The organism is Picosynechococcus sp. PCC 11901, from assembly GCF_005577135.1.
Classification (GTDB): domain Bacteria; phylum Cyanobacteriota; class Cyanobacteriia; order Cyanobacteriales; family MRBY01; genus MRBY01.
This window is the reverse complement of the sequence record NZ_CP040360.1, coordinates 996848-1021488: the sequence shown is the minus strand read 5'-3', so window position 1 is coordinate 1021488 and position 24641 is coordinate 996848. Positions and strand designations below refer to the sequence as shown.

Genomic DNA, 24641 nt, shown 5'->3' with positions numbered 1-24641 from the left:
TTCTCTTATTTTTATGTGATCCCAGCAAGAGTGTTTTTGATGTCATTTCTATTAGAAAAGTTTTTGACAATAGAATCAGCATCTTTAAGTAACTTTTTTTGCTTAGATGTCCAAACCGGATAACGATCATCTAGCAGAGAGATAAACTGTAAATGACCTGACTTATCATTTTCTTTGAGTTCCCTTAAATCCCCCCAAGTTGTATAAATACGATTTATAATATTTCTGGTGTTATTTTTTTTCTCAGTGCTAAGCAAGCATAAATAACTTGTTTTATTTGGATGATTGATGCAGAAATCTAACTTCCAATTTTGACCTGACGTCCCTTGAATTTTTTTGTTTTTTTCATATTGAAAATCGTGTAAATCCAAGAACATTTCCACCGAATTAAGTGCGTCGTTACGAACCCTATCCAATTGGACAAACCACAAACTAGCTACTCTTATAATTGCTTGGCTTAGATCAAATACTGCTTCAGATATATTCCTCTGTTCATTTCCTTTTCCCATATCTATAAAGAATTCTCCCCCTCTGTACTCAATCCTGTAGGTAAGACAAATATCTTTAATTTGATCATTTTGTTTTTGTGATCTTCCTTGAGAAAGGATTTGTGCGCTCAGCCATTCATGTGTTCCACCTAAATCAGTCAGTACTGCAAAAAGTGGATCTTTACTTTTGTAATACAAATCAATGATATCTCCGTCAGGATAAATAAAAGGGGTTTCTATCCGGACATATTCACCATGAGGATCGCATTCAAACAAATTTTCAAGATTATCTAAAATATGCTTGCAAATATTCATATTTCAAAACAGCTCTCCCTGTAAACCAGTTGATAATCCAATCATATTTCCAGCGTGCTTAGTATTTGATTCCAAACAAAATTGTCGCCATACTCCTTCTGGATTAGTCACTGGCTCTGTAATATCGTCTGGTGCATAAGCCCACTTATCTCGGTATTGTTCAGTCCAGCGATGCTTATGCACTCTTCCTATTTTCTGTCTTCTGTCAGGATTACGATGTGTTTGTCCCATATCCAACCGATAAATACTGCCATATGGTGGCAATATCATTGAATAAGTCAGTGTTTCTCTCTTTTGATTAAAAGTGCCTTTGATGAATAAGTTATTTTCAATAGATGAATCAATACCTACTTGAAAAATCAAAGAACCTTGGTGTTCTAGATCTTTTTCCCAATGAATGTCACCATAAATTTCTTTTGTTTTATCAAGAAGTAATAAATCAAACTGGCTTTGAGACAAGATTAACATCGCTGATGGACAAAGTTAAAAATTTAATGATTTTGTAAACTCGTTAATTCAATCACTTAGTTTTGTTATCTGTTGTAGTATACATTTAGTCTATTGCAGCTTTTAAGACAATTTTAAAACTCTCTTTACTGCATTCGGTCAATGGTGCGGTATTGAATCGCTTCAGCAATGTGGACTGTTTGGATGGTGGGAGCGGCGGCTAAATCGGCAATTGTCCGGGATACCTTCAGTATCCGATCCATGGCCCGGGCCGATAATCCCAACTTGCGGATTGCCCCTTCGAGTAAGTTACGACTGCCTTGGTCAAGGCCACAATGTTGCCGCAAATCCTTGGTGGTCATCTCCGCGTTACAGTGCACTTGAGGGTGATCCTGAAATCGCACTTGGGCAATCTGTCGCGCCTGGTTAACCCGTTCTGCGACGGTGTGAGAATCTTCCCCGACACCCTGTTGCATCATTTCCTCTGGCTTCAAGCGATTGACCGCTACCTGGAGATCAATACGATCCATCAACGGCCCAGAAAGTTTCGCCCAGTACTGTTCACGAGCGCGGGGACTGCAAGTGCAAGCTTGGATCGGGTCACCAAAATAACCACAAGGGCAGGGATTTGTACTGGCAACGAGGGTAAATTGGGCGGGAAATTCCACTGACTGGCGGGTGCGGGAAATGGTCACAAAACCATCTTCTAGGGGTTGCCGTAAAAACTCCAAAACAGTACGTTTGAACTCTGTTAATTCGTCGAGAAACAATACCCCCCGGTGAGCCAAAGAAATTTCTCCAGGGCGCGGAAAACTACCACCACCGACGAGGGAAGGGCCAGAGGCGGAGTGGTGGGGACTACGGAAGGGGCGTGCTGTTACCAATGTGCCACGATCTTTGAGTAAACCAGCGACGGAATGAATTTGTGACACTTCTAGGGCTTCATCGAAGGACAGTTTCGGCAAGATGCCCGGTAATCTTCGGGCTAGCATCGTTTTTCCGCTACCGGGTGGCCCCACAAAAACGAGATTATGGCCCCCAGCGGCGGCGATTTCGAGGGCGCGACGGGCATGGGTCTGGCCTTTGACGTCTTTGAGATCGGGGACGAGGTGGGCGGCTTTGGCGATCGCCTCTCGGATATCGATTTTTACAGCTTGATGCCCATGGGGTGCCCCCAACAGATCCGCCACTTCCTTTAAATTTCCACAGCCATAAACCGTTAGACCCGCCACCACTGCTGCTTCCTGGGCGTTAGCAATGGGAACGACCATCCCCTTAAACCCCAATTTTTGGGCGGCGGCGGCGATCGGTAAAACTCCCGCCACAGGCCGGAGGGTGCCATCGAGGGACACTTCCCCCAGGAATAAAAAATCTTCCAGGAGCGTTGTTTCAATTTGTTCCGTCGCGGCCAAAATGCCCACACTAATGGGAAGATCAAAACTAGGGCCTTCCTTGCGGAGATCGGCGGGGGTGAGATTGACTAAAATTTTGCGCACAGGGAAGCCGAAGCCAGAATTTTTGAGGGCGGCCTTGACCCGTTCCCGGGATTCTTGTACTGCTGTATCCGGTAGTCCGACCACCATCATTTTCGGTAAGCCGCCGGAAATATCCACTTCCACCCCGACTCTGAGGGCATCGACCCCGACAATGGTGGCACTCCAAATTTTTGCTAGCATGGCTCTGTTTTAGTGTGCTGTTAGGACAATATTATAGAAAAATTGGCGATCGCCCGCCCTTTGATTTCCCTTGACCTATGCGCTATGTTCTTTTTTTACGTAGTTTTCTCCTTGGTAGCCTCGGTTTGCTGCTCCAGAGCTGCGTTGGTTATCCGCGCATTGTTAATTTTCCCGTTGATCCCGGTGGCCGCAGTTTAAATAGTCGAGCCCTCGAATTTGACCCGGCGATCGCCGAACCTTACCTTGTTTTCGCCTCAGACCGCAACGGCTCCCAGGATATCTATTTGTTCGATACCAGTACCAGGCAAACAATCCTGTTACCTGGTCTAAATGCCCTGAATGAAATTGCCTCCCACCCTGCCGTTTCTGAAGATGGTCGCTACATTGTCTTTGCGGTCAATCGTCGCGGCGAATCTGATATTTATCTCTATGATCGCGAGTTTGAACAAAAGCGAAATTTAACCGACAACTTAAACCAAGAAGTGCGTAATCCAACCATTAGTGCTGATGGGTCTAAAATCGCCTTTGAGGCGGCTGAAAATGGCCAGTGGGATATCCTCGTTTATGATCGCAATGGCCGCCAGTTAGATGTAGAATAACGACGTAAAAAAAATCAAAAATTTTGCAGGGTTACTTAGGAGAAATCTAGGTAAACCTCTTGGCGCTTAAAGGGAATATCCGCATTGATCGCTTCAATTTCCTGTTGCTCCATGGCATTAATTTCATCAATATAAGCGTCTAAAACTTGGCCCATGCGGGGTTGATAAAAACGGTGGAGGCTATAGTTTGGGGTTGCCGGGAAACCGCGTCGTCGCTTATGTTTTCCGCCAGCGCCCGGATCGTACATCGTGATCCCCTGTTCGATTGCCCATTGAATCGGTTTGTAATAGCAGGCTTCAAAATGGAGACAGTCATATTCATCAAAGGCCCCCCAATAACGACCATAAAGATAATTATCTTTGCGGATACAAAAAGATAAACCGACGGGATGTTTGTCATCTTCTGGCGTGTAAGCGGCGGCTAAGACAACGCGATGGCGATAGGTAGATTCTAGGGTTTCAAAAAAGGGTTTACGGAGATATTTACTCCCCCAAAAAAATTTGTCGCAGGTACTGCTATAGAAACGATAAATGAGTGGGAAGTAATGGGCGGGAATTTCGTCCCCGGTCATCATCTTGAGGGATAAGCCTGCTTTATCAACGGCTTTGCGTTCGCGCTTAATATTTTTGCGTTGGTTGGAGGTAAAAGCACCGAGATAGTCGTCGAAGTTGTCGAAATTCTGGTTACTCCAGATGTAGCCATGGTGGAGCCAAGCCCGGAAGCCGAGTTGTTCCATGGTTTTTTGCCAAGTGGGATCGACAAACAGAAAATTACAGCCGGAAAGTTGTTGGCGATCGCAAAATTGATCAATGGCAGCGACCATGACCTGGGAGAGGGTCAATTCATCTTCGCCGGGGGCAATGAGAAAGCGGTAGCCCACGGCGGGCGTAAAGGGAGTCATCCCCACGAGTTTTGGGTAATATTCGTGGCCCAGGCGGTAGGACAGATCTGCCCATTGGTGGTCAAAGACAAATTCGCCGTAGCTGTGGCCTTTGATGTAGAGGGGGGCCATGGCAATAAATTCTCCATCCCGCTGCACCGAGAGATGGCAGGGTTGCCAGCCCGTCCGGGGGCCGACACTGCCAGACAGTTCAATATTGTGGAGCCAATCCCATTCTAAAAAAGGGGTTTTCAATGGCGCGGCGATCGCATCCCAGGCAGCTTTGGGGATTTCCGCGATTTCACTGTGCCAAGTAACGGTAATTTGCGACGGGGCAACCATTGATTTGGGCAAAATTTAAGAATTTTTTATACCTTAATGGATCTCGTTTGATTTTGCATGGCTCTCCCTGGGCATGGCTCACCATTTTTCGTAATGCTCAAAGGGCTGCTGAATCCAAGGATTATCAGGCAAATGCTGGACAAAGTAATTGGGCTGAAATTGGGAATGGCCTTTGTACCAGAGGACGGCGGTACGAATTTCTGTAATCTGGGGGGCTTGGGTTTGGAGCCAGGTCTGGGTTTGCTGGAGACTCCGCCCCGAATCAACTAAATCGTCTACCAGTAAAAGGCGATCGCCCAGGGGGCCAAAGTTCGTAAAATTCTCGGCGAAATGGAGTTGGCCTTGCTCACGATTGCCGGTGCCACCGTAGCTAGCCACATTGAGGATTGCCAAGGGTTGGTCAAAAATGCGTGCCAAAATGTCACCAATCCTTAAGCCACCTTTCGCCAAACAGAGAATTTGATTAAACTGCCAGCCAGAAGCTTCGATCTGTGCCGCCAACTGTTCGATTAAATGGTGGTACTCTGTCCAACTAATGCGGAGATCTGCCATGGTTATCTTCGGGAAGAACGGGAGGATTTACGACGTTTTTTGCGCTTTTTTCGGGAAAAGAAAGAAAATAAGCCTTGTTTTTGGGAACGTTTAACCATCGAGCCAAGCCAATCGCTGACGGAATGACTCATCGCCCCGATTTCTAGCCCCACAAAAAGGGCCAAACTTTCCGCCCAATAATGTTGTTGCCACTGTTGCTGGGCATTGAGAAAAGCAGTGCGCCAATTCCAGGAAAAATCAAGTATTAGTTGGGCGATCGCCACGCCAACCATTGTGACCAACAGCAGAATCGTCCCTAAATAAAGCAGACGAACAATTGTACCAATTAAAAACCCGTGGGAAAGGGCTGAACGATGGCGGAGATTTTTTTGATAGGGGAGCCAAATCCAGCGGAAGAACCCCCAACGCTTAAACTGCACGGAATGAATATCCAAGTCCGGGCCAAACATCAAACCGCTAAACAGGTAGGCCAAACTCAGAATGAGGGCCAATTCCCACCGCCGCAGCAGAAAAAAACCAAGGCCCACCACCACGGGCAGCCCCCAAAACGTGATCTGATCGTGGGTGCGTCCAGAAGGCATTACAGGGTTTGGGAAGAACGAATCAACCAGCGATCGCCTTGGCGCACCAAGCTATAGCGGACACGCAGGTCAGAATCATAGGACTGGCCGGGATCGCGCTCCCCATTCGCCCGGTAATAATCTGCCTTTTCCTGTACTTGAGCCTCCACGGTCGCCACATTGGGTTGGTCTGGGTTGAAGCTCACCGTTTCAATGGTCAAACTGTGGTCATAGGTGCGATAGGTACCAGCGCTGCGGACGGCCTGGGCACTACTGCGCCAGCGGGACAGGGACGGTTCTGCCAAAATATTTTCTAGGGCCGCCAAATCACGGTCTTGGCCAAAGGCTCTAGCTTTACTCTCAAACCAAGTTTGAATCACCTCAGCGGCGATCGCCTCATTGAGCGCAGACGTTGTCGTCGTTGTATCGGTTGTCCCATTCTCCGGATTATTATTTGCCTCGGCGGTATCTAAGCTGGGGATTGTTAGGGGTGGCTCACCGTTGAGGGTGATCTGTAAGGGTTCCTGGGTAGTTAGGCCAGACAAAATTCGCACCAGGCCCACGACCAGCAAAACACTCCCCACGATAGCGGCGATCGCCCCCCAAGGCCCGATAGACTTTTTTGACGAAACTGATTTTGACGAAACGAAAGACGCTTCCGGGTCTGGGTTTAATGCCGCAGTTACAGGTGCTACACCAGGAGAAGGCGGTGCCGGGGGAACTGTAGCGGGAGTTTGAGTGACGAGATCCTCAAAGGAATCAACCTTGGCGGGACGACTGGGATGCGGCGAAACACCAGTTTCTGACTGTAATGTTTCCGGTGGCTTTTCCGACGGGGCCGCTGTACTTTCTGTGTCTGGATGTGGTGTGGGTGTGGGGACAGCCTCCTTGAGGAGATCGTCAAGATATTGCTGCACTTCAGGATCGGCGAAGTAAGCCGTCAACGAAACAGAGCCATCTTCACGCCGTTGCCGGAGATCGCGGAAATGGGAAAAAACCTCTGTCTTCAGCCATTGTTCCCCGTAGAGACATAGGCCTGGGAGTAGATCCGGTGCCCCCTCAGACTGCTCTTGAATGTAAGCGATCGCCTCCTGTTCCTGGCTTTGTTCTAATAGTTGATTGGCTTCCGTTGGCTGACCTAAAAGTAAGGCGCAGATTGATTGCTCCAAGAAAACATCCTGGCGTTTGCCGAGGCGTTTTAATAGGGTCTGGGCTTGCACGACCAGGTCTGGTTTCCGTTGCGAAAACCCAGCAGCCAAGAGAGCATACACTGCTAGATAGGCCGCTGCCGCCGAAGGCCGCTTTGATTCTGCCACAAAGAGATCTAACTGTTCTTGCACCGTCAGATAACTGCGTAACTGCTGGATAAAGCGCAAAAAATCATCAATACTTAGACCCGACTGATCGTCCCCCTGGCCATCAATCCCCACGCGAGCGCTCAACATTTCCTGGAGCAGTTGTAAGCCCCGTTGTCGCTCTTGGGTTTCTGATTCGGGTAGAGCCAGAAGTTCTAGAACTTGATAGGGTCTGAGGCGATTGAGATCCCCTTGAATTTCCCGTTGGAGGTCTGCAAATTGTGCCACATCTACCAATAGCTCTTGACTCTTCTGACCGGAGAGAGCCGCCTGTTCGTAATGTTGCTGGAGCCACTGTTCCCGGCTCAATTCCCAGTGGGCCAGGGCCAAACAAAGCCGTAGTTCTTGCTCGACGACTTCGACGGCCCCAAATTTCCCTTCCTTGACCAACTTGCCTTTGCCCTTGAGATAGGGGGCAGCCCACTTCAGCACTAATTCGTACTCCCCCAAGTCGAGGAGTAATAGCAGTCCCCCCGGTAAATCTTTTTCCGCGATGTCAATGGTTGGTTGGTGGGCCGTCAGGGCTTCTAACTCTGTGTCACTGGAGGGGCGATCGGGGAAAGGCAGTTTCGGACGGCTGGGGACGAGGGAACGAAACATATTGCCCGACAGCTCATGGTCGTAGATGGCGCGGGTTTCTGTTTGGGATAACACCTCAAAGGCTTGCTCGATAATCCGGTTGCGGGCCTCAATGGCCAAGGCATTATGTTCGCGACGGGGAAATTGGGAAAGGCGATCGCGATAGGCTTGGGTAATTTGGGCAGTGGTTGCCTTGGCGGGGACGCATAGGATGCGGTAATAGTCGAGCGGAATGCGCACAGTTTACTTTCCTATCAGCAAAAGTCAGGTCAATTAAGGTTATATTAACCAAAGAATTTTAAACACCATAGGTTGCACGCTGTAGCGTTACCGAGCCCCGCAATCCTTAGAACATAGACCTCAGACCCTCTGGTTTGTTGATTGCTAAGCGATTGAACCGATGATGCTTTGCTTCTATGGAAGTCAATTTGATTCTAAACTGTTACTGCAGATTTCACACAGCCCTCGCGCCGCGTGATCGACTCATAAGACTAACCGAAAAATCCTGAATGTTAATGATGCATAAAGAACGGACAGCCCCAGAATTTGATAGTTCTTCGGTAGAGATCACCAAAGAAGAAGCCCTCATGCTCTACGAAGATATGACCTTAGGACGCTTGTTCGAGGATAAGTGTGCTGAGATGTATTACCGTGGCAAAATGTTTGGCTTTGTCCACCTCTACAACGGTCAGGAAGCGGTTTCCACTGGGGTGATTCGCTCAATGCGGCAGGGGGAAGATTTTGTTTGTAGTACCTACCGTGACCACGTCCACGCCCTCAGCGCTGGGGTTCCCGCACGGGAAGTAATGGCGGAACTTTTTGGTAAAGAAACAGGCTGCAGCAAGGGTCGGGGCGGCTCAATGCACATGTTTTCAAAAGAGCATGGTCTCCTGGGGGGCTATGCGTTTATCGGGGAAGGCATTCCGGTGGCGGCAGGTGCGGCTCTCCAAAGTAAATACCGCCAGGAAGTGATGGGCAATAAAAATGCTGATAATGTGACGGCTTGTTTCTTTGGGGATGGGACGTCTAATAATGGTCAGTTTTTTGAAACCTTGAACATGGCGGCCCTCTGGAAATTGCCGATTTTATTTGTCGTAGAGAACAATAAGTGGGCAATTGGTATGGCCCATGAACGGGCAACGTCCCAGCCGGAAATTTATAAGAAAGCAAGTGTGTTCGGGATGCCTGGCTATGAAGTGGACGGGATGGATGTGTTGGCAATGCGGGATGTGGCCCAAAAAGCCGTGGCCAGAGCCAGAGCCGGAGAAGGGCCAACTTTGATCGAAGCACTAACTTACCGCTTCCGGGGTCACTCCCTCGCCGATCCCGACGAATTGCGGTCTGCTGAAGAAAAAGAATTCTGGGCCCAGCGGGATCCACTCAAACGTTTTGAAAAATTTGTCACCAATCGGGGCCTAGCCACCGCTGAGGAATTAAAAGCGATTGAGGAGAAAGTCCAAGCGGTTGTGAATGAGTCTGTGACCTTCGCTGAAAGTAGCCCTGAACCCAACCCGGCGGATCTGCGTAAATACATTTTTGCCGAAAGCTAAAACAGAATCTTTAATTTGTAAAGTTAGGGTTGGCGATCGCCTTTTGGGTGAAGTCGCCAACCTTTTTTCATGGGTCAATTTCCGGGGCTAAATTCGGGGGCAGAAAAGTTTGCTACCATTTTATTCACTCAAAACAAGCGCAAATCGATAGAAATCAATGGGCATTACACCGCAGGAATACCAACAGCGTCGCCAAGCATTCATGGCCGAAATTGGCCAGGGAACCGCCATCCTACGCAGTGCGCCCCACGCGGTGATGCATAACGATGTGGAATATAATTTCCGCCAAGATAGCGATTTTTATTATTTAACGGGTTTCAATGAGCCCAATGCGGTGGCTGTGTTCGCTCCCCACCACCCAGAACATCAATTTATTCTGTTTGTACAACCAAAGGATTTGGCCCAGGAAATTTGGGTCGGCTACCGGGCCGGAGTCGAAGGGGCCAAGGAAAAATTTGGCGCGGACATCACTTACTCAATTCAAGAATTAGACGAAAAACTGCCGGAATACCTCAAGGGCGGCGATCGCCTTTTTTATCACCTGGGCCGGGACGAAAAATTCAACCAAACGATTCTGCAACACTACCAACGTCTCCTGGCAACCCGCTCGAAGCGCGGTACAGGCCCCACTGCCCTTGAAGATCCGGGGCAAATTTTACATCAGATGCGCATGGTCAAAAGCCCAGCGGAACTAGACCTCATGCGTCGGGCCACAGCCATTTCTGCCAAAGCCCACCTCTGGGCACTGGAATATGCAAGACCTGGACTCTATGAATACCAAGTTCAAGCCGAAATCGAACACCTTTTCCGCCTCGAAGGGGCTGCCGGCTTTGCCTATCCTTCCATTGTTGCTGGGGGCGCCAATGCCTGTATTTTGCACTACGTTGAAAATAGCGCCCAACTCCAGGACAACGAATTACTTTTGATCGATGCGGGCGCTTGCTATGACTACTACAACGGCGACATTACTCGCACCTTCCCCATTGGTGGCCGATTTACCCCGGAACAAAAAACCCTCTACGAAATTGTCCTCGAAGCACAAAAACAAGCCATTGCAGCCGTCCAACCCGGACATTCCTACCAAAGCTCCCATGCCGCTGCCGTGCGGGTCATCACCCAGGGGTTATTGGATTTGGGATTACTCCGGGGCGATCTCGAAGAATTGATCGAAGGGGAGAAATATAAGCCTTTCTTTATGCATGGCACGGGCCACTGGTTGGGGTTAGATGTCCATGACGCAGGGATCTACAAAATTGGCCCGGAAAAGGATGCTTGGACGAATTTTGCGGCGGGCAATATTGTCACCGTTGAACCGGGTATTTACATTTCCCCCTACATTGAACCGGCCGAAGGTCAGCCAGAAATTCCCGACCACTGGAAGGGCATTGGCATTCGTATCGAGGACGATGTGCTGGTTACAGAAACGGGCCATGAGGTTTTGACGGCGGCTGTCCCCAAAGAAATTAAAGAGCTAGAGCGCTAGGGAGGCATTTTCGAGATGCAGCGTGATTTACTCGGATTTGGGCTATTTTTTCTGGGTCTAACGGTCTATCTATTTTGGTCGGCGAAAACGGAAATGGGCACTAAAATCGGTCAGAAAATAAAAGGCGATCGCCGCTAATGGGCCTTGAGGCGTTACGGCCATGGTTGCCACGACCCAGGAATCGTAACAAATTTCTGGTTAAGCCTTGATCTTGCCAAAATTCCAGAATAAAGTAGCCCAAGGGTTGTACAGACTTGACACATCCATGGCGATTTTCTGTCTGTGCCCTGCAACCTTCCAGCCTAGAGAAATTGACTATGGAACTCGAATATCCAGATGACCTCCGCTATTTAGATAGCCACGAATATATTCGCCTCGATGGGGAAATTGCCACCATTGGCTTGAGTGCCCATGCCATCGATGAATTGGGGGATATTGTGTTCCTAGAGTTACCAGAGGAAGGGGATGCAATTGTTGTGGGCGAAACCTTTGGCAGCATTGAATCAGTCAAGGCTGTCGAGGATCTTTACGCGCCGATTTCTGGCACTGTCATTGACCGTAATGAGGCATTGATCCAATCCCCAGAGATGGTTTCCGAAGACCCCTACGAAGAAGGGTGGTTTATCAAAGTGCGGGTCGATAACCTCGACGATGAAATGCTCGCCGAAACGATGACCGCCGAAGAATACCGGCTTCAGGTGGCAGGCGAAGAATAGGATTGGGTGGCAGCTTGGGTTTGGGGCTTTTGGGTCTGGGCCGATTTCGCCAGATAAATTCCCCCAAGCACCCCGCAAAAGGCGATCGCATTGGTCGGCGTTAACGTCTCACCCAAGAGACCCCAGGCAAACACCGCCGTAATAATTGGCTCCAAAAGGAGAAAAATCGCCACAAAGCCAGACGAAAAGGTTTTGAGACTATAGACCACTAGCCCCTGGCCAAAACACTGACACAGAATTGCTAAACCAATGGCGGCTCCCCATACTGGCAAGGACTGGGGAAACAGATGGTCTTCGGTGAGCCACACAAAAGGCAACAGTAACAGACAACCGAAACCGCAGCGCCAGAGCAAAATTTGACTGGCCCCCAGGCGATCGCGCAGGTTTTCTACCAAGAGCAAATTCACGCCATAACAAAGGGCTGACAGTAGGGCCAGCAGATCCCCGGTCAAATGCTGCCAGGCCAACTGGAAATCCGTCACCCCAATGGCGATCGCCCCCCCCATAGCGACCACCAGACCCCAGAGAAAGCGTCGGTCAAAACTTTGGCGTAACCATAACCAAGCCCCCAGGGTCGTGAACAGTGGCGTCAAATTGCGTAAAACCGTCGAATTCGCCACACTTGTCTCGGCGAGGGAGAGCGCCCACAGCACCACAGAGCTCGAAGAAACCGCCCCCACCAAAAGCAACAAAGCATAATCTTTGCCGGTGATCCGTGGGGCGATCGCCGTAACATTGCGATCATCTGCCCTGGGTTTCAACAGCTCCCACAAGCTCAAAACCACCGTCGCCAACCACAACCGATTAAAAACCGTGGCCCCGGCCCCTAGCTCCGTACTACACCAACGGATAAAAATCGCCGCAAACGATACTGCCAGCAACGCCAAAATGAGCAAAAATAAAGTCCATTGCAAGGGCGACTGGGTTGATGAATCAGGGGAAACTGGGTCATGGGGAGTCGCCGCATCGGCGGTCAGAGAGTCTTGGGGCACAGGGGAAGGAGAGATCACAGCAAAATCACGTTGAAAATCTAAAAAATTGAATTAAATATTTAACCTTAACCAAATCTACAGTAGAAAACGATCAGTCCTTCCTTTGCCTGGGAAACGCAGCCAATCATCGGCAGACCCCTCACCCAGCGAAAAGCAGCGATTAGCCCTAAGAAAATCCCAGAAAGTTGCTATCAAAATGAGAATTAAGTTAAATTTAGTTAAGACATCGTCATAAAAATGCCAATTTATAGGCAAAGCCCCTAAGCAACGCTTTCTTTTTATATTGCTAACAAGCGCGGAAACCTTTGCTTCGTGGTGCGCCCCTAGGGATTGCAAAGATGAGTGGCCCAGTGCTGCTTCTCGCCGCATCCATTTATTGAATCAAACATAACAAAGATTAACCCATGAAACCATCTTGGAAAACCGTTGTCCTCTGGGCACTTCCCCTACTCGTGATCGGCTTTTTTGTCTGGCAGGGAGCCTTTTCGGCAAATCCCTCCAACCTCGTTGGTAATAGCGCCAACATCCGCATGAGCTATGGCCGCTTCCTTGAGTATTTGGATGCTGGCCGGGTAACAAGTGTTGATCTCTACGAAGGGGGCCGCACAGCGATCATCGAAGCGGTTGACCCAGAACTCGATAACCGTGTGCAACAAATCCGGGTTGATTTACCGGGTAATTCTCCTGAGCTGATTAGTAAGCTCCGGGACGCCAAGGTAGATTTCGATTCTCACCCTGTTAGCAACAACGGCGCTGTATGGGGCATTCTCGGCAATCTTATCTTCCCAATTTTATTAATCTCGGCACTATTTTTCCTCTTCCGTCGCTCCAACAATATGCCCGGTGGCCCCGGCCAAGCGATGAACTTCGGCAAGTCTAAGGCTAAGTTCATGATGGAAGCCCAAACAGGCATCATGTTCGATGACGTTGCTGGCATCGAAGAAGCAAAAGAAGAACTCCAAGAAGTTGTCACTTTCCTGAAACAGCCGGAAAAATTCACTGCAGTGGGGGCACGAATTCCCAAAGGGGTACTGCTTGTGGGGCCTCCTGGGACGGGTAAAACTCTCCTCGCAAAGGCGATCGCCGGTGAAGCGGGTGTTCCTTTCTTCAGTATTTCTGGTTCTGAATTTGTCGAAATGTTCGTTGGGGTCGGTGCATCCCGTGTCCGTGACCTCTTCAAAAAAGCCAAGGAAAATGCGCCTTGTCTGATCTTTATCGATGAAATTGACGCCGTTGGTCGTCAACGGGGTGCAGGCATCGGTGGCGGTAACGACGAGCGGGAACAAACCTTGAACCAGCTTCTAACGGAAATGGATGGTTTCGAGGGTAATACTGGCATCATCATCATTGCCGCAACCAACCGTCCCGACGTGCTAGATTCTGCGTTAATGCGTCCCGGTCGTTTTGACCGTCAGGTGACTGTGGACACCCCCGATATCAAAGGTCGTTTGAGCATCCTCGAAGTCCATGCTCGCAACAAAAAACTTGCTGACGAAATCTCTCTCGATGTCATCGCCCGCCGGACGCCTGGTTTTAGTGGCGCTGATCTCGCTAACCTCTTGAACGAAGCAGCAATTCTCACAGCCCGTCGCCGTAAAGAAGCAATCACCATGGCGGAAATTGATGACGCCGTAGACCGAGTGATCGCTGGGATGGAAGGGACACCCCTCGTTGACAGCAAGAGTAAGCGTCTGATTGCTTACCATGAAGTGGGCCACGCCATTGTCGGTACCCTACTCAAGGATCACGATCCGGTGCAGAAGGTTACTCTCATTCCCCGTGGCCAAGCCCAAGGTTTAACCTGGTTCACCCCTAACGAGGAACAGGGTTTAACGACGAAATCTCAGCTAATGGCCCGCATTGCTGGTGCCCTCGGAGGCCGCGCCGCCGAAGAAGAAATCTTTGGCCATGATGAAGTGACTACCGGCGCTGGGGGTGATCTCCAACAGGTCAGCGGTATGGCGCGCCAAATGGTGACTCGCTTTGGGATGAGTGATCTTGGCCCGTTGTCTCTAGAAAGCCAACAGGGTGAAGTTTTCCTTGGTGGTGGCTTTATGAACCGCTCGGAATATTCTGAAGAAGTTGCTTCGCGCATTGATGAGCAAATTCGGATTATCGCCGAAGAAGCCCACCGCCTTGCCCGCAAACTGGTGCGTGATAACCGAGAAGTCATTGATCGTCTCGTAGATCTGCTGATCGAACGAGAAACTATCGATGGAGAAGAGTTCCGGCAGATTGTAGCGGAATACACAACCGTTCCCGAAAAGGAGCAGTTTGTGCCACAACTCTAAACCCATAATTTGAGATTAATCTAAGGATCGGGGGGAGCTAGTCACTGACTTGTTCCCTCTTTTCTTGGGTCAACTTTTTGGGGCGATCGCCCTTTCCTTTATAATGAGTGGCAATGTTTTTATTAGGACTACATCAGATGGCTGCCATTATTCCTTTTGCGGGTTATATCGTCGTTTTCACTGGTATTGCCCTTGCTGGCTTCCTTGGTCTACGGGCCGCAAACATTATCTAGGGAATTGATTTTTAGCGCGATATTTCGTTAGAAACTCATTCTAAAAAACTGCCCCAGGAGAAATCATTGACATGAAAAATCCGAGGCAGTTTTTTGTTGCTTATTCAGTTAAAAACGAATGCTATGGTTAAGCAGAAAAAATTCAAAAATGAGTCCCTTTGATTACGATAAAACCTAATTAAGATGGTGCTTTGCTTCGTCAGCCACTGCCACTTGTTCATCCTGGGCTAGGGTTTCTAGGAAGGGCTTAACTTCTTCACCCCCCAGCCGTCCTAGGGATTGGGCCAAGCGATAGCGCACTTGCCAATCGGGATCGGCAATAAAGGGAGTTAATAGCTCAATAGCACGGCGATCGCCTAGATCTCCGAGGGCACTGATCGCGCTGGTGCGCACCAATTCTGTTTCTGATTTGAGGGCTTCTTTGAGTAAATCGAAGGCATTAGGATTGCCCAATTCACCGAGGGCTGCCACGATGCTGAATTGCAACAACCACTCCGAGGTGGAATGGTACACCTGGGCCAAATCATCATAGGCTTCGGCAATTTTTAAGCCGGCGATCGCATCGGCTGCTGCTGCCTTGACATCCAATTCCGAATCATTAAAAAGGGTATGGCGGAGTAGTGCCAAAGCCTCTGTTTCAAAGCCTTGGCCCACCGCATCCATTTGACTGACCGCCGCATAACGTACCCGTGCTTCGGGATCACTCAGGAGGGGCTGAATCAGGGGAAATGCATCCTGGGACGAAAAAGCCCGGAGCTGATTTAAGCCGGAAATGCGATCGCCAAAGCTATCGGAAGAAAGCAGTTGTCGGACGGATTCAAGGGAAGCCATGAAGATGTTTTACCAAATGAAACAATGGAATTTAAGAGGCCTGGGCCATTGCTCGAATAATATCACCTTGGGTAATGATCCCAATGACTTTTTCGCTGTCTGGGGCAATGACGGGTAAACGACCCACGTGTTTCTCATGCATTAAGTGGGCCGCTTCCCGGACAATTTTTTCGGGGTGGATCGTGTAAACTTTTTTGCTCATGACTTCCCCCACCGTTTGGCCGAGGGCCTTGTGAATCTCAGCGTCGTGCTTAGCGGGATTTTGCAAATAAATCACACTATCCAACAACATGATGTAGGGGGGCGTATCTACCCCTGTTTCTTGCCAGGTGAGGTCACTGTCTGAAATGATCCCCACCAATTTACCCTGACCATCAACAACGGGAAGGGCGCTAATTTTTTTCTCCACAAGGAGGGCGATCGCCGTTTGGAGCGAATCATCTGCTTTGACCACGGCGGGATCGGGGGTCATGACTTCGGCAACGGTTTTGGTAATCATGATGCCAGCTTAGGGGATTTTTAGGATTTTCTGTCTTTATTCTAGGAAAATCTCGCTTTATTGTGGGGTTCTCGTAGTAGATCGTTACTTCGAGGCCGATTCAAGCTGGATAGATTGGGCCATGGCCGCTTCTAGATCGGCAATCAACTGATCCAGGTCAGGGCCATGGGTTTGCCAACAGGTTTCAGGGCTGGGGTCAGCTTGGTAATACACCAGTTTCACCTGCCCGTCACCAATGCAGAGGATAATCACTTCCTGCTCAAAGTCTGCCCCGGCAATGATCCCCAGGATTTCCTGGAGACGCCCCCCCACCCGTCGATTCAAGGTCTGGAGGGTTTCTGGGGAGCAGGGCACAAAATGGGGCTGGGGTTTGAGGTCAATGCCGAGGATCGTGCCGTCGTGGTGCCATTCCTGCTGGAGCCCCCAGGCGAGGGCCGTCAGTTGGGAGCGGTAGTCTTGGACGAACCAATCCACGTGCGATCGCCATTTTTCCCTGGGTTGCGGGCCTTGATTGTCGAAGGAGGAAAACATGAACTCAAACCCAATATTAGTAACTATTAATCGTTGGCAAGGATGACCGTAGCTATTGTAGCCCGAGGACTTCCCCTTGACCTGCGACCACCGTACCCACTTGCCAAGCCGCGAGCCCCTGGGCCTCAAACCAAGCAACATTTTCCGCCGCTTTGGGGGCCGGCACAATCACCACATAGCCCACCCCCATGTTGAAGGTGTCCCACATGGCCGCTTGGGGGACATCACCCATGGTTTGCAGCCACTGGAAGAGGGGGGGGATTTCCCAGGTGTTCGGATCAATGGCGATGGATTGATTGACTTGGAGGCACCGGGGCAGATTTTCGGGGAGACCGCCTCCGGTGATGTGGGCCATGCCGTGGATCTCCATGTTGGCCTTGAGGGCACCTTGGATCGCCTGGACATAGATTTGGGTGGGCGTAAGGAAGACTTCACCGAGGGTTTTACCCTGAAATTCTGCGGGCTTGTCGTCCCAGGACAATTGATTCGTTTCAATGATTTTCCGCACTAGGGAAAAACCATTGCTGTGGACACCGCTACTGGGTAAGGCGATCGCCACATCGCCGACCTGCACTTGGGAGCCGTCTAAAATTTCGCTCTTTTCGACGATCCCCACACAGAAGCCCGCAAGATCATATTCCCCTGCTTGGTAAAAACCCGGCATCTCCGCTGTTTCGCCTCCCAGAAGCGCACAACCACTCTGCTTACACCCTTCAACAATTCCGGCGACCACCTGAGCCAGTTGCTCCGGTTCGAGCTTGCCCGTCGCTAAATAGTCGAGGAAAAAGAGCGGTTCGGCCCCAGAGGTGAGGATATCGTTGACACACATTGCCACCAAATCAATGCCGACGGTGTGGTGTTGATCGGTCTGGTGGGCGATTTTGAGCTTTGTGCCCACCCCATCCGTACCGGAAATCAACACCGGTTGACGATAGCCAGCGGGAATTTCAAAGCAGCCACCAAAACCACCGAGGCCACCCAGTACCCCCGGTCGGTATGTGCTTTCGACGTTATCCTTGATGGTTTTGACGAAGGAACGCCCTGCTTCGATATCTACTCCTGCTTGTTGGTAGTCCATGCGATAAAAATTCTTTATGAATTGGTCAAGGGAAATTGTCGAGTCTGACAAAACTCGAAAAGCAGATTTTACCGTGCTTTAACTTTATTCGTTGCCATTTATTTTGACCTGAAACCCCATTTTCGACTCTGTGTATACGGATGTGAAGCCGAAAAAGCCTGTGTTACTGTATGTCGGCTTAAGAAATGTAACGTGATCACAACGTTCTGACTTAGGTGTGGGTAAGCGCATTTTTTGGATGCAACGGCCCCTTTGACCAAAGGAAACCCTCTACTGTCAATTGTTTTTGGTGAGGCATGGTTTTCGGCGGTAGTTGAATTCAATTTTTTTTCATGACCTTAAAACGTAAACATTTGCTCGCTTTGTCTGCTGCCTTTACGACCTTTGCTCCCTTGAGCTTGACCGCAGCACCAACCCTAGCAAATACGGATACGTCTCCTCGTGTTCTGGCCCGTACTCAAGTGACCGCTGCGGCAGAACGTTTAGAACCAATTGCGACGTTGTTTTCTTATCCCCACGAAGAACGGACTGCTACCACCCTCTACGTCAACCAACTCCCCGTTCTCACGTTTCTCAATTCTGGTGATGCCGCCGATGATGAGGCCCAGGCGATCGCCCAAAAAGTTTCCCAAGAATTAAATACCCTCGTTGCCCAAGCGGACTTTGATGCCACGAAATTTTCTGCAAGTTGGCAGGCCGCAGGCAAATATGACTTGCTCTATGACAATGCACCCTTGATCACCCTAGATGATTCGGTTTTTCTCGCGGATCGGACGGGCAATGAGACCCAGGATGCTCTGATTGCGGTGAATCGCTTCCGGCGAATCCTCGGTGGTGCTGAACCCATGGCGGCGATCACCAATGCCCCCAAGGCGAAAAATGTGGCGGGTGCTGGCCTGAAGGTACAACGCACCATGCAAGGCCGGGCCTCTTGGTATGGGCCTGGGTTCCATGGCCGACGCACGGCGAGCGGCGAACGGTTCAATCAAAATGCGATGACTGCCGCCCACAAGAGCCTACCCTTTGGCACAAAGGTGCGGGTAACAAATGTCCGCAATGGTCGTTCTGTGGTGGTGCGCATCAATGACCGTGGCCCCTTTACCCCTGGTCGCATTATCGATTTGTCCAAGGGTTCGGCCCAGCAGATTGGGTTAGTCAGTGCTGGCGTGGCTACGGTAAAGTTAGAGGTTCTGAACTAACGTCTCCATCCCTTAGCCGATGAAAGTTGTACGCACCCTTGCTGGATTACAAACGGCGATCGCCCAGGTTGCCCCGAGGCAAAAAATTGGTTTTGTCCCCACGATGGGGGCACTCCATCGAGGCCATGGCAGTTTGATCCAACGGGCAAGGGTAGAAACAGACTTTGTGGTGGTGAGTATCTTCGTTAATCCTCTGCAGTTTGGAGCCAACGAAGATCTTGATCACTATCCCCGGCAATGGGAAGGCGATCGCCAATTTTGTGACGACTTGGGGGTAGACCTCATCTTTGCCCCCACAGTAGCCGAAATGTATCCGGGGCCAGAGCCAGTGCAGATCTTGCCACCTCCTGGGTTGACTAGCGGGCTTTGTGGTCGCTTTCGTCCAGGCCATTTTACGGGGATGGCGACGGTAGTGGTGAAACTGTTGCAATTGGTACGGCCAGCGATCGCCTATTTCGGTGAAAAGGACGCCCAACAACTAGCGATTATTAAACGGCTGGTGCAGGATTTGCATCTACCCGTCACTGTCCGGGGTTGTCCCATTGTCCGGGAGCCATCGGGGTTAGCGCTCAGTTCCCGCAATCAATATTTATCTGCGACAGAAAAAACTGAGGCGATCGCCCTTTCCCAAGCCCTCCAAACTGCCCAAGCGCTATTTCAAACGGGGGAACGACACGCAGGTCGGCTCATTGCAGCGGCCAAAGAAACCCTGGCTAAATTTCCGGGGGTACAACTGCAATATTTAGAATTAGTCGATCCAGAAACCCTGACGCCCCTGCCCCAGGTGCAAAAATCTGGTTTACTGGCGATCGCCGCCTATGTCGGTCAAACCCGTTTGATTGATAACACCATGCTAAAAACCCGTCAGCCGATTATTGCCATTGATGGCCCCGCCGGAGCCGGTAAATCTACCGTTACCCGCCAAGTGGCCGAGCAGCTCCAGCTTCTCTTTCTAGATACCGGGGCAATGTACCGGGCGATCGCCTATCTTGTTTTAGAAAATAATATCAATCCCCAGGATGAAGTGGCCGTCGCCGAACTCGTCAGTACCGCCACCATTACCCTAGTCCCCCCTAAGGCGCCCACAGAACCCATTACCGTGTTGGCGAATAACCTTGATGTGACCCAGGCAATCCGCACGCCTGCTGTGACGAAACAGGTATCTGTCATTGCCGCCCAAGCCGCCGTCCGCCAAGCCCTAGTGAAGCAGCAGCAACGCCTCGGTGAAAATGGGGGCCTCGTGGCAGAAGGGCGCGATATTGGTACCCATGTGTTTCCCGATGCCGAACTCAAGATTTTCTTGACTGCCACCCCCGCCGAGCGGGCCAGACGCCGCGCCAAGGATCTCGCTGCCCAGGGAGAAACCAACATTGACCTAGGACAACTAGAGGCAGAAATTACCGAACGCGATCGCCTCGACAGTACCCGCGCCATTGCTCCTTTGACCAAGGCTCCCGATGCGGTGGAGTTAATTACCGATAACCTCAGCATTGAGGCGGTGGTCGCTAAAATTATTCATTTATATAAAGGTATAAATCAGGCCTAAATATTATTCGGGTGAAGCGGCGTTGGCGATCGCCCATTCCACCTGTCGTAAAATCCCCCGTAACATTGCCACTTCTCGACTACTGGGGCTGGCTCGGTGGTACAAATTCCGAAACGTTTCCATCCGTGAGGCACTGGTGTGGGGATACAGAAATCCCACCTGCAACAACACCTGCTCTAGGTGCTGGTAATAGCCCTCTAATTCACTGAGATCGGCCAGATCCGGGGCTGCTGTGGCTATTTCTCTTGGGGCAAAAGTGGGTTTTTCGGTGGCTAAACTGCGCAATTCGTAGCCACAAACAGCGACCGCCTGGGCCAAATTCAAGGATGTATATGCATCCCCCGTGGGAATGCAGACCAGCCTTTGGGCTTGGTTTAATTCGCCATTGCTCAAGCCGTGGTCTTCCCGGCCAAAAATTAGCGCACTGGGTTGATCGTCTTCTAAAAACCAGGGCAAAGCTGCCTTGGGGGTTTCCACAGGCATCGGTAAACTGCGCTGGAGTCCAGTGGTGGCGATCGCCTTTTTGCAACCCGTCAATGCCGTTGTCAAATCGGGAACAACCACCGCCCGTTCGAGAAATTCCCGCCCATGGACTGCCATTAAAAAAGCCTCTTGGCCTAAATGGTTACAATGGGGATTCACCAAGAACAATTGCCCTAGGCCCATATTTTTCATCACCCGGGCAATGGAGCCAAGATTTAGGGCCCCTGCAGGTTCTACAACCACAATCCGAATATGCGTCAAACTCGCCAAGCTATTTTCTCCATCGCAGTGCAACTCCCCATTGTGCCGTGGGCGTGACCCCAAAAAAAACCTGGCGATCGCCAAATCGGAATCTGATTCCATCGGCTCAATATTTGGGTCATGGTTACCTCACCCATTGGCGATCGCCCCCCAAGATCCTTTTAAGTTGACCGCAAGATAATTTACAATCTGTAATGTTGCCATCGTGCCCCGCAAGGATTTTAATATTCTTTGCTGTAGCAAAATATTCAGTTTTCCCAAGACTGGAGCGGCAGCTTATACGAACCAAGCGCGTGACACTTACAATACAAATTAGTCCCTTAACGACTCACCATAAACCACATCGGTTTTAGATTGGCTCAAACAAGACCGAGACGTTTTCAGTTGTACGTCTAATTGCACCAAGTGATCACCCTAGTAAAAATAGTAGTACTTAAATTTTATCGAGCGAACATAAACCTATGAAAGACCTGACCAAATATCGTAATATCGGTATCTTCGCTCACGTCGATGCGGGTAAAACCACCACCACCGAACGTATCCTGAAGTTAACCGGAAAAATCCACAAATTAGGTGAAGTGCACGACGGTGCAGCCACCACTGACTTCATGGAGCAGGAGCAGGAGCGCGGGATTACCATTCAATCCGCTGCCACAAGCTGTTTCTGGAAAGATCACCAGCTCAATATTATCGATACTCCCGGTCACGTCGATTTCACCATTGAAGTTTATCGCTCCCTAAAAGTACTCGACGGTGGTGTCGGTGTATTTTGTGGTTCCGGTGGTGTAGAACCCCAATCCGAAACCAACTGGCGTTATGCCAACGACTCTAAGGTTGCGCGACTGATCTATGTCAACAAATTAGACCGGATCGGTGCTAACTTCTACAACGTTGTGAAGCAGGTAGAAAACATCCTGGCGGCAACCCCCCTGGTAATGACCCTGCCGATCGGTACAGAGAGTGAATTTAAGGGCGTTGTTGATCTGCTTACCGAAAAAGCTTGGATTTGGGACGAATCTGGCGATCCGATGAACTACGAGATCACCGATGTCCCCGAAGACATGAAGGATCAAGTAGCAGAATACCGCGAAGCCCTCGTCGAACTCGCTGTCGAACAAGATGACGAGATCATGGAAAAATACCTCGAAGGCGAAGAAGTCAGCATTGACGAAATCAAGGCTTGTATCCGGAAAGGAACTCGCGAACTCGCTTTCTTCCCCACCTACTGTGGTTCCTCCTTTAAGAACAAAGGAGTACAACTGGTTCTCGATGCGGTTGTGGACTATCTCCCCAACCCAATGGAAGTCAATCCCCAGCCGGAAACGGACATTGAAGGGAACGAAACGGGCAACTTTGCGATTGTTGACCCCGAAAAGCCTCTCCGTGCTTTGGCCTTCAAGATTATGGATGACCGTTTTGGGGCCTTGACCTTTACCCGGATTTACTCTGGGATGCTCAAAAAGGGTGACACTGTCCTCAACACGGCCACGGGCAAAACCGAGCGCATTGGGCGGATGGTAGAAATGCACGCCAACTCCCGTGAGGAAATCGATGAAGCCCAAGCGGGTGACATTATTGCCATTGTTGGGATGAAAAACGTCCAAACGGGTCACACCCTTTGCGATAAGGACAATCCGGCAACCCTCGAACCAATGGTTTTCCCGGATCCGGTAATCTCCATTGCGATCGCCCCCAAAACCAAAGGCGGCAACGAGAAAATGGGGGTTGCCCTCAGCAAGATGGTTCAAGAAGATCCCTCCTTCCAAGTGGAAACCGACCAAGAGAGCGGTGAAACCATCATTAAAGGGATGGGTGAACTTCACCTCGATATTAAAGTAGACATCCTCAAGCGTACCTACGGCGTGGAAGTAGAAGTGGGTAAACCCCAGGTTGCCTACCGTGAATCGATCACCAAAGTCATCAATGACAGCTACACCCACAAGAAGCAGTCTGGTGGTTCCGGTCAGTTCGGGAAAATCGACTACACCATCGAACCCGGTGAATCCGGTAGCGGCTTCCAGTTCGAGTCCAAGGTCACTGGTGGTAACGTTCCCCGTGAATTCTGGCCCGCCGTTCAAAAAGGTTTCGAGCAATCCATCGAGAAGGGTGTGCTGGCTGGCTTTCCCTGTGTTGACCTGAAGGTAACTTTGACGGATGGTGGTTTCCACCCGGTTGACTCTTCGGCGATCGCCTTTGAAATCGCCGCCAAGAGTGGCTACCGTCAAACCCTACCCAAGGCTGGCCCCCAAATCCTCGAACCGATCATGAAGGTGGATGTCTTTACCCCCGATGATTACGTTGGGGATGTGATCGGTGACCTCAACCGTCGTCGTGGCATGATCGAAGGTCAAGAATCCGGTGCTACTGGGATCCGCATCAAAGCCAAAGTGCCCCTCAGCGAGATGTTCGGTTACATCGGCGATCTGCGTACCATGACCTCTGGCCGTGGTCAGTTCTCCATGGAGTTCTCTCACTATGATCCTTGTCCGAAGAATGTTGCGGATGAAGTGATCAAGGAAGCTAAAGAACGGGCGGAAGCAAATAGCTAACCCTTAAAACGACGCTCTCCCACTGGGCGAGATTAGAACCAAAAAGCCGATTGGTGAAAATGCCAGTCGGTTTTTTCTTTGGTCGCCATCAACCCATTAAAAAAACTCTCCACTGAAACCCGGAGAGTTCTTTGATCCAACCTGTCAGTATCGCTGCTTAAATGCTTTGGGCCAAGACCGCCACACCAGCGACCACCATCATCACCCCAGCAATGCGGAAAAATTGAATCTGTTGACGACGCAAGGCCAGAAAAGCCGTTCCCATGCCGATGAGGTGTAGGCTCGCAGTCCCTGCCAGGAAACCGAGGGCATATTGAAGACCTTGGGCATTGGCAGGCATTTCAGCGCCGTGGGCATAGCCATGAAAAACGGCCAGCGCCCCAATAATGAGACTACTCCACAGCAACGGCAGACGGGTGCCAAAGAAAACAAAACAACCTAACAGTAGATCGGAAAAGATAATGCCAACCTCGATCCCTGGTACGGTCATGCCGACCATGCCGAGCAAACCGCCCACCAACATCAGTCCCAGAAAACTTAGGGGGAACGTGAGTTCGGGATAAGGGAAGAGGGGTAGAGTAGTCTGGAAGTGTCCAAACTAAACC

At 50.2% G+C, this 24641-nt stretch carries 23 protein-coding genes and 1 pseudogene; 10 read left to right on the top strand and 14 right to left on the bottom strand.

Annotated elements, in window-relative coordinates; translation table 11 throughout:
* Positions 1-11: 11 nt before the first annotated feature.
* The 3 genes from FEK30_RS05880 to FEK30_RS05870 form a co-directional block, all read right to left on the bottom strand.
* The gene (locus tag FEK30_RS05880) at positions 12-803 is read right to left on the bottom strand and encodes a DUF1828 domain-containing protein (RefSeq protein WP_065710003.1); all 792 of its coding nucleotides are present in this window, start codon (positions 801-803) and stop codon (positions 12-14) included.
* A 3-nt stretch (positions 804-806) separates the two neighbouring features.
* On the bottom strand, positions 807-1271 hold the full coding sequence (locus FEK30_RS05875; protein ID WP_065710002.1) for a DUF6978 family protein: 465 nt from the start codon (positions 1269-1271) through the stop codon (positions 807-809).
* Positions 1272-1396: 125 nt separating this feature from the next.
* Positions 1397-2926 (bottom strand): YifB family Mg chelatase-like AAA ATPase, encoded by a 1530-nt coding sequence (locus FEK30_RS05870; protein ID WP_138072317.1) that lies wholly within the window; start codon positions 2924-2926, stop codon positions 1397-1399.
* 77 nt (positions 2927-3003) lie between these two features.
* Between FEK30_RS05870 and FEK30_RS05865 the strand changes: the two genes are divergently transcribed.
* A complete protein-coding gene (locus tag FEK30_RS05865; protein WP_138072315.1) occupies positions 3004-3525 on the top strand; it encodes a TolB family protein in 522 nt (173 codons plus the stop codon).
* A gap of 35 nt (positions 3526-3560) precedes the next feature.
* Here FEK30_RS05865 and FEK30_RS05860 read toward each other — a convergent pair whose 3' ends face one another.
* The 4 genes from FEK30_RS05860 to FEK30_RS05845 all read right to left on the bottom strand — a co-directional run bounded on the left by FEK30_RS05860 (position 3561) and on the right by FEK30_RS05845 (position 8034).
* Complete coding sequence (locus FEK30_RS05860) at positions 3561-4748, bottom strand: GNAT family N-acetyltransferase (protein WP_138072313.1); 1188 nt, start codon at positions 4746-4748, stop codon at positions 3561-3563.
* Positions 4749-4826: 78 nt separating this feature from the next.
* Positions 4827-5300 (bottom strand): phosphoribosyltransferase, encoded by a 474-nt coding sequence (locus FEK30_RS05855; RefSeq protein WP_138072311.1) that lies wholly within the window; start codon positions 5298-5300, stop codon positions 4827-4829.
* Positions 5301-5302: 2 nt separating this feature from the next.
* Positions 5303-5881 carry a metal-binding protein gene (locus FEK30_RS05850; RefSeq protein ID WP_138072309.1) on the bottom strand — a complete coding sequence of 193 codons (579 nt, stop codon included), beginning with the start codon at positions 5879-5881 and terminating at the stop codon, positions 5303-5305.
* Positions 5881-8034 carry an IMS domain-containing protein gene (locus tag FEK30_RS05845; protein WP_138072307.1) on the bottom strand — a complete coding sequence of 718 codons (2154 nt, stop codon included), beginning with the start codon at positions 8032-8034 and terminating at the stop codon, positions 5881-5883. Before FEK30_RS05845 ends, FEK30_RS05850 begins: the two co-directional genes overlap by 1 nt.
* A gap of 278 nt (positions 8035-8312) precedes the next feature.
* Between FEK30_RS05845 and pdhA the strand changes: the two genes are divergently transcribed.
* From pdhA to gcvH, 4 genes are all read left to right on the top strand, one after another.
* The gene (gene pdhA / locus FEK30_RS05840; RefSeq protein ID WP_138073755.1) at positions 8313-9344 is read left to right on the top strand and encodes a pyruvate dehydrogenase (acetyl-transferring) E1 component subunit alpha; all 1032 of its coding nucleotides are present in this window, start codon (positions 8313-8315) and stop codon (positions 9342-9344) included.
* 157 nt (positions 9345-9501) lie between these two features.
* Entirely contained in the window at positions 9502-10827 is a 1326-nt protein-coding gene (locus tag FEK30_RS05835; protein ID WP_138072305.1) for an aminopeptidase P N-terminal domain-containing protein, read from the top strand.
* 15 nt (positions 10828-10842) lie between these two features.
* Entirely contained in the window at positions 10843-10965 is a 123-nt protein-coding gene (locus tag FEK30_RS17070) for a hypothetical protein (protein WP_255447972.1), read from the top strand.
* A gap of 179 nt (positions 10966-11144) precedes the next feature.
* Positions 11145-11543, top strand: coding sequence for a glycine cleavage system protein GcvH (gcvH, locus tag FEK30_RS05830; RefSeq protein WP_012305985.1), 399 nt, complete (start codon positions 11145-11147; stop codon positions 11541-11543).
* Here gcvH and FEK30_RS05825 read toward each other — a convergent pair.
* Entirely contained in the window at positions 11522-12553 is a 1032-nt protein-coding gene (locus tag FEK30_RS05825) for a DMT family transporter (protein ID WP_138072303.1), read from the bottom strand. The two genes, gcvH and FEK30_RS05825, sit on opposite strands and share 22 nt — an antisense overlap.
* 386 nt (positions 12554-12939) lie before the next feature.
* Between FEK30_RS05825 and ftsH2 the strand changes: the two genes are divergently transcribed.
* Complete coding sequence (gene ftsH2, locus FEK30_RS05820; RefSeq protein WP_138072301.1) at positions 12940-14826, top strand: ATP-dependent zinc metalloprotease FtsH2; 1887 nt, start codon at positions 12940-12942, stop codon at positions 14824-14826.
* Between the two features lie 137 nt (positions 14827-14963).
* Positions 14964-15059 (top strand): cytochrome b6-f complex subunit PetL, encoded by a 96-nt coding sequence (petL, locus tag FEK30_RS17215; RefSeq protein ID WP_099240448.1) that lies wholly within the window; start codon positions 14964-14966, stop codon positions 15057-15059.
* 174 nt (positions 15060-15233) lie between these two features.
* Here petL and nblB read toward each other — a convergent pair whose 3' ends face one another.
* The 4 genes from nblB to purM form a co-directional block, all read right to left on the bottom strand.
* Positions 15234-15890 (bottom strand): phycobilisome degradation protein NblB, encoded by a 657-nt coding sequence (gene nblB / locus FEK30_RS05810; protein WP_138072299.1) that lies wholly within the window; start codon positions 15888-15890, stop codon positions 15234-15236.
* Between the two features lie 31 nt (positions 15891-15921).
* Positions 15922-16386 (bottom strand): CBS domain-containing protein, encoded by a 465-nt coding sequence (locus FEK30_RS05805; RefSeq protein WP_030006122.1) that lies wholly within the window; start codon positions 16384-16386, stop codon positions 15922-15924.
* An 87-nt stretch (positions 16387-16473) separates the two neighbouring features.
* Positions 16474-16920 (bottom strand): beta-carboxysome assembly chaperone CcmS, encoded by a 447-nt coding sequence (ccmS, locus tag FEK30_RS05800; protein ID WP_138072297.1) that lies wholly within the window; start codon positions 16918-16920, stop codon positions 16474-16476.
* Between the two features lie 52 nt (positions 16921-16972).
* On the bottom strand, positions 16973-17998 hold the full coding sequence (gene purM / locus FEK30_RS05795; protein WP_138072295.1) for a phosphoribosylformylglycinamidine cyclo-ligase: 1026 nt from the start codon (positions 17996-17998) through the stop codon (positions 16973-16975).
* 332 nt (positions 17999-18330) lie between these two features.
* On the opposite strand from purM, the gene FEK30_RS05790 reads away from it, so the two are divergent.
* Positions 18331-19197, top strand: a complete 867-nt coding sequence (locus FEK30_RS05790) for a septal ring lytic transglycosylase RlpA family protein (RefSeq protein WP_065709990.1) — start codon at positions 18331-18333, stop codon at positions 19195-19197.
* Positions 19198-19216: 19 nt separating this feature from the next.
* Positions 19217-20743 carry a bifunctional pantoate--beta-alanine ligase/(d)CMP kinase gene (locus FEK30_RS05785; protein WP_138072293.1) on the top strand — a complete coding sequence of 509 codons (1527 nt, stop codon included), beginning with the start codon at positions 19217-19219 and terminating at the stop codon, positions 20741-20743.
* A 3-nt stretch (positions 20744-20746) separates the two neighbouring features.
* On the opposite strand, the gene FEK30_RS05780 is transcribed toward FEK30_RS05785, so the two are convergent.
* Positions 20747-21589 (bottom strand): RNA methyltransferase, encoded by an 843-nt coding sequence (locus FEK30_RS05780; protein ID WP_315862702.1) that lies wholly within the window; start codon positions 21587-21589, stop codon positions 20747-20749.
* Between the two features lie 359 nt (positions 21590-21948).
* Between FEK30_RS05780 and fusA the strand changes: the two genes are divergently transcribed.
* Positions 21949-24036: an elongation factor G gene (fusA, locus tag FEK30_RS05775; RefSeq protein WP_012305975.1), complete on the top strand. Its 2088-nt coding sequence runs from the start codon at positions 21949-21951 to the stop codon at positions 24034-24036.
* A 157-nt stretch (positions 24037-24193) separates the two neighbouring features.
* Here fusA and FEK30_RS05770 read toward each other — a convergent pair.
* Positions 24194-24577 (bottom strand): annotated as a pseudogene (locus FEK30_RS05770) (HupE/UreJ family protein); the annotation flags it as partial.
* Positions 24578-24641: the final 64 nt, after the last annotated feature.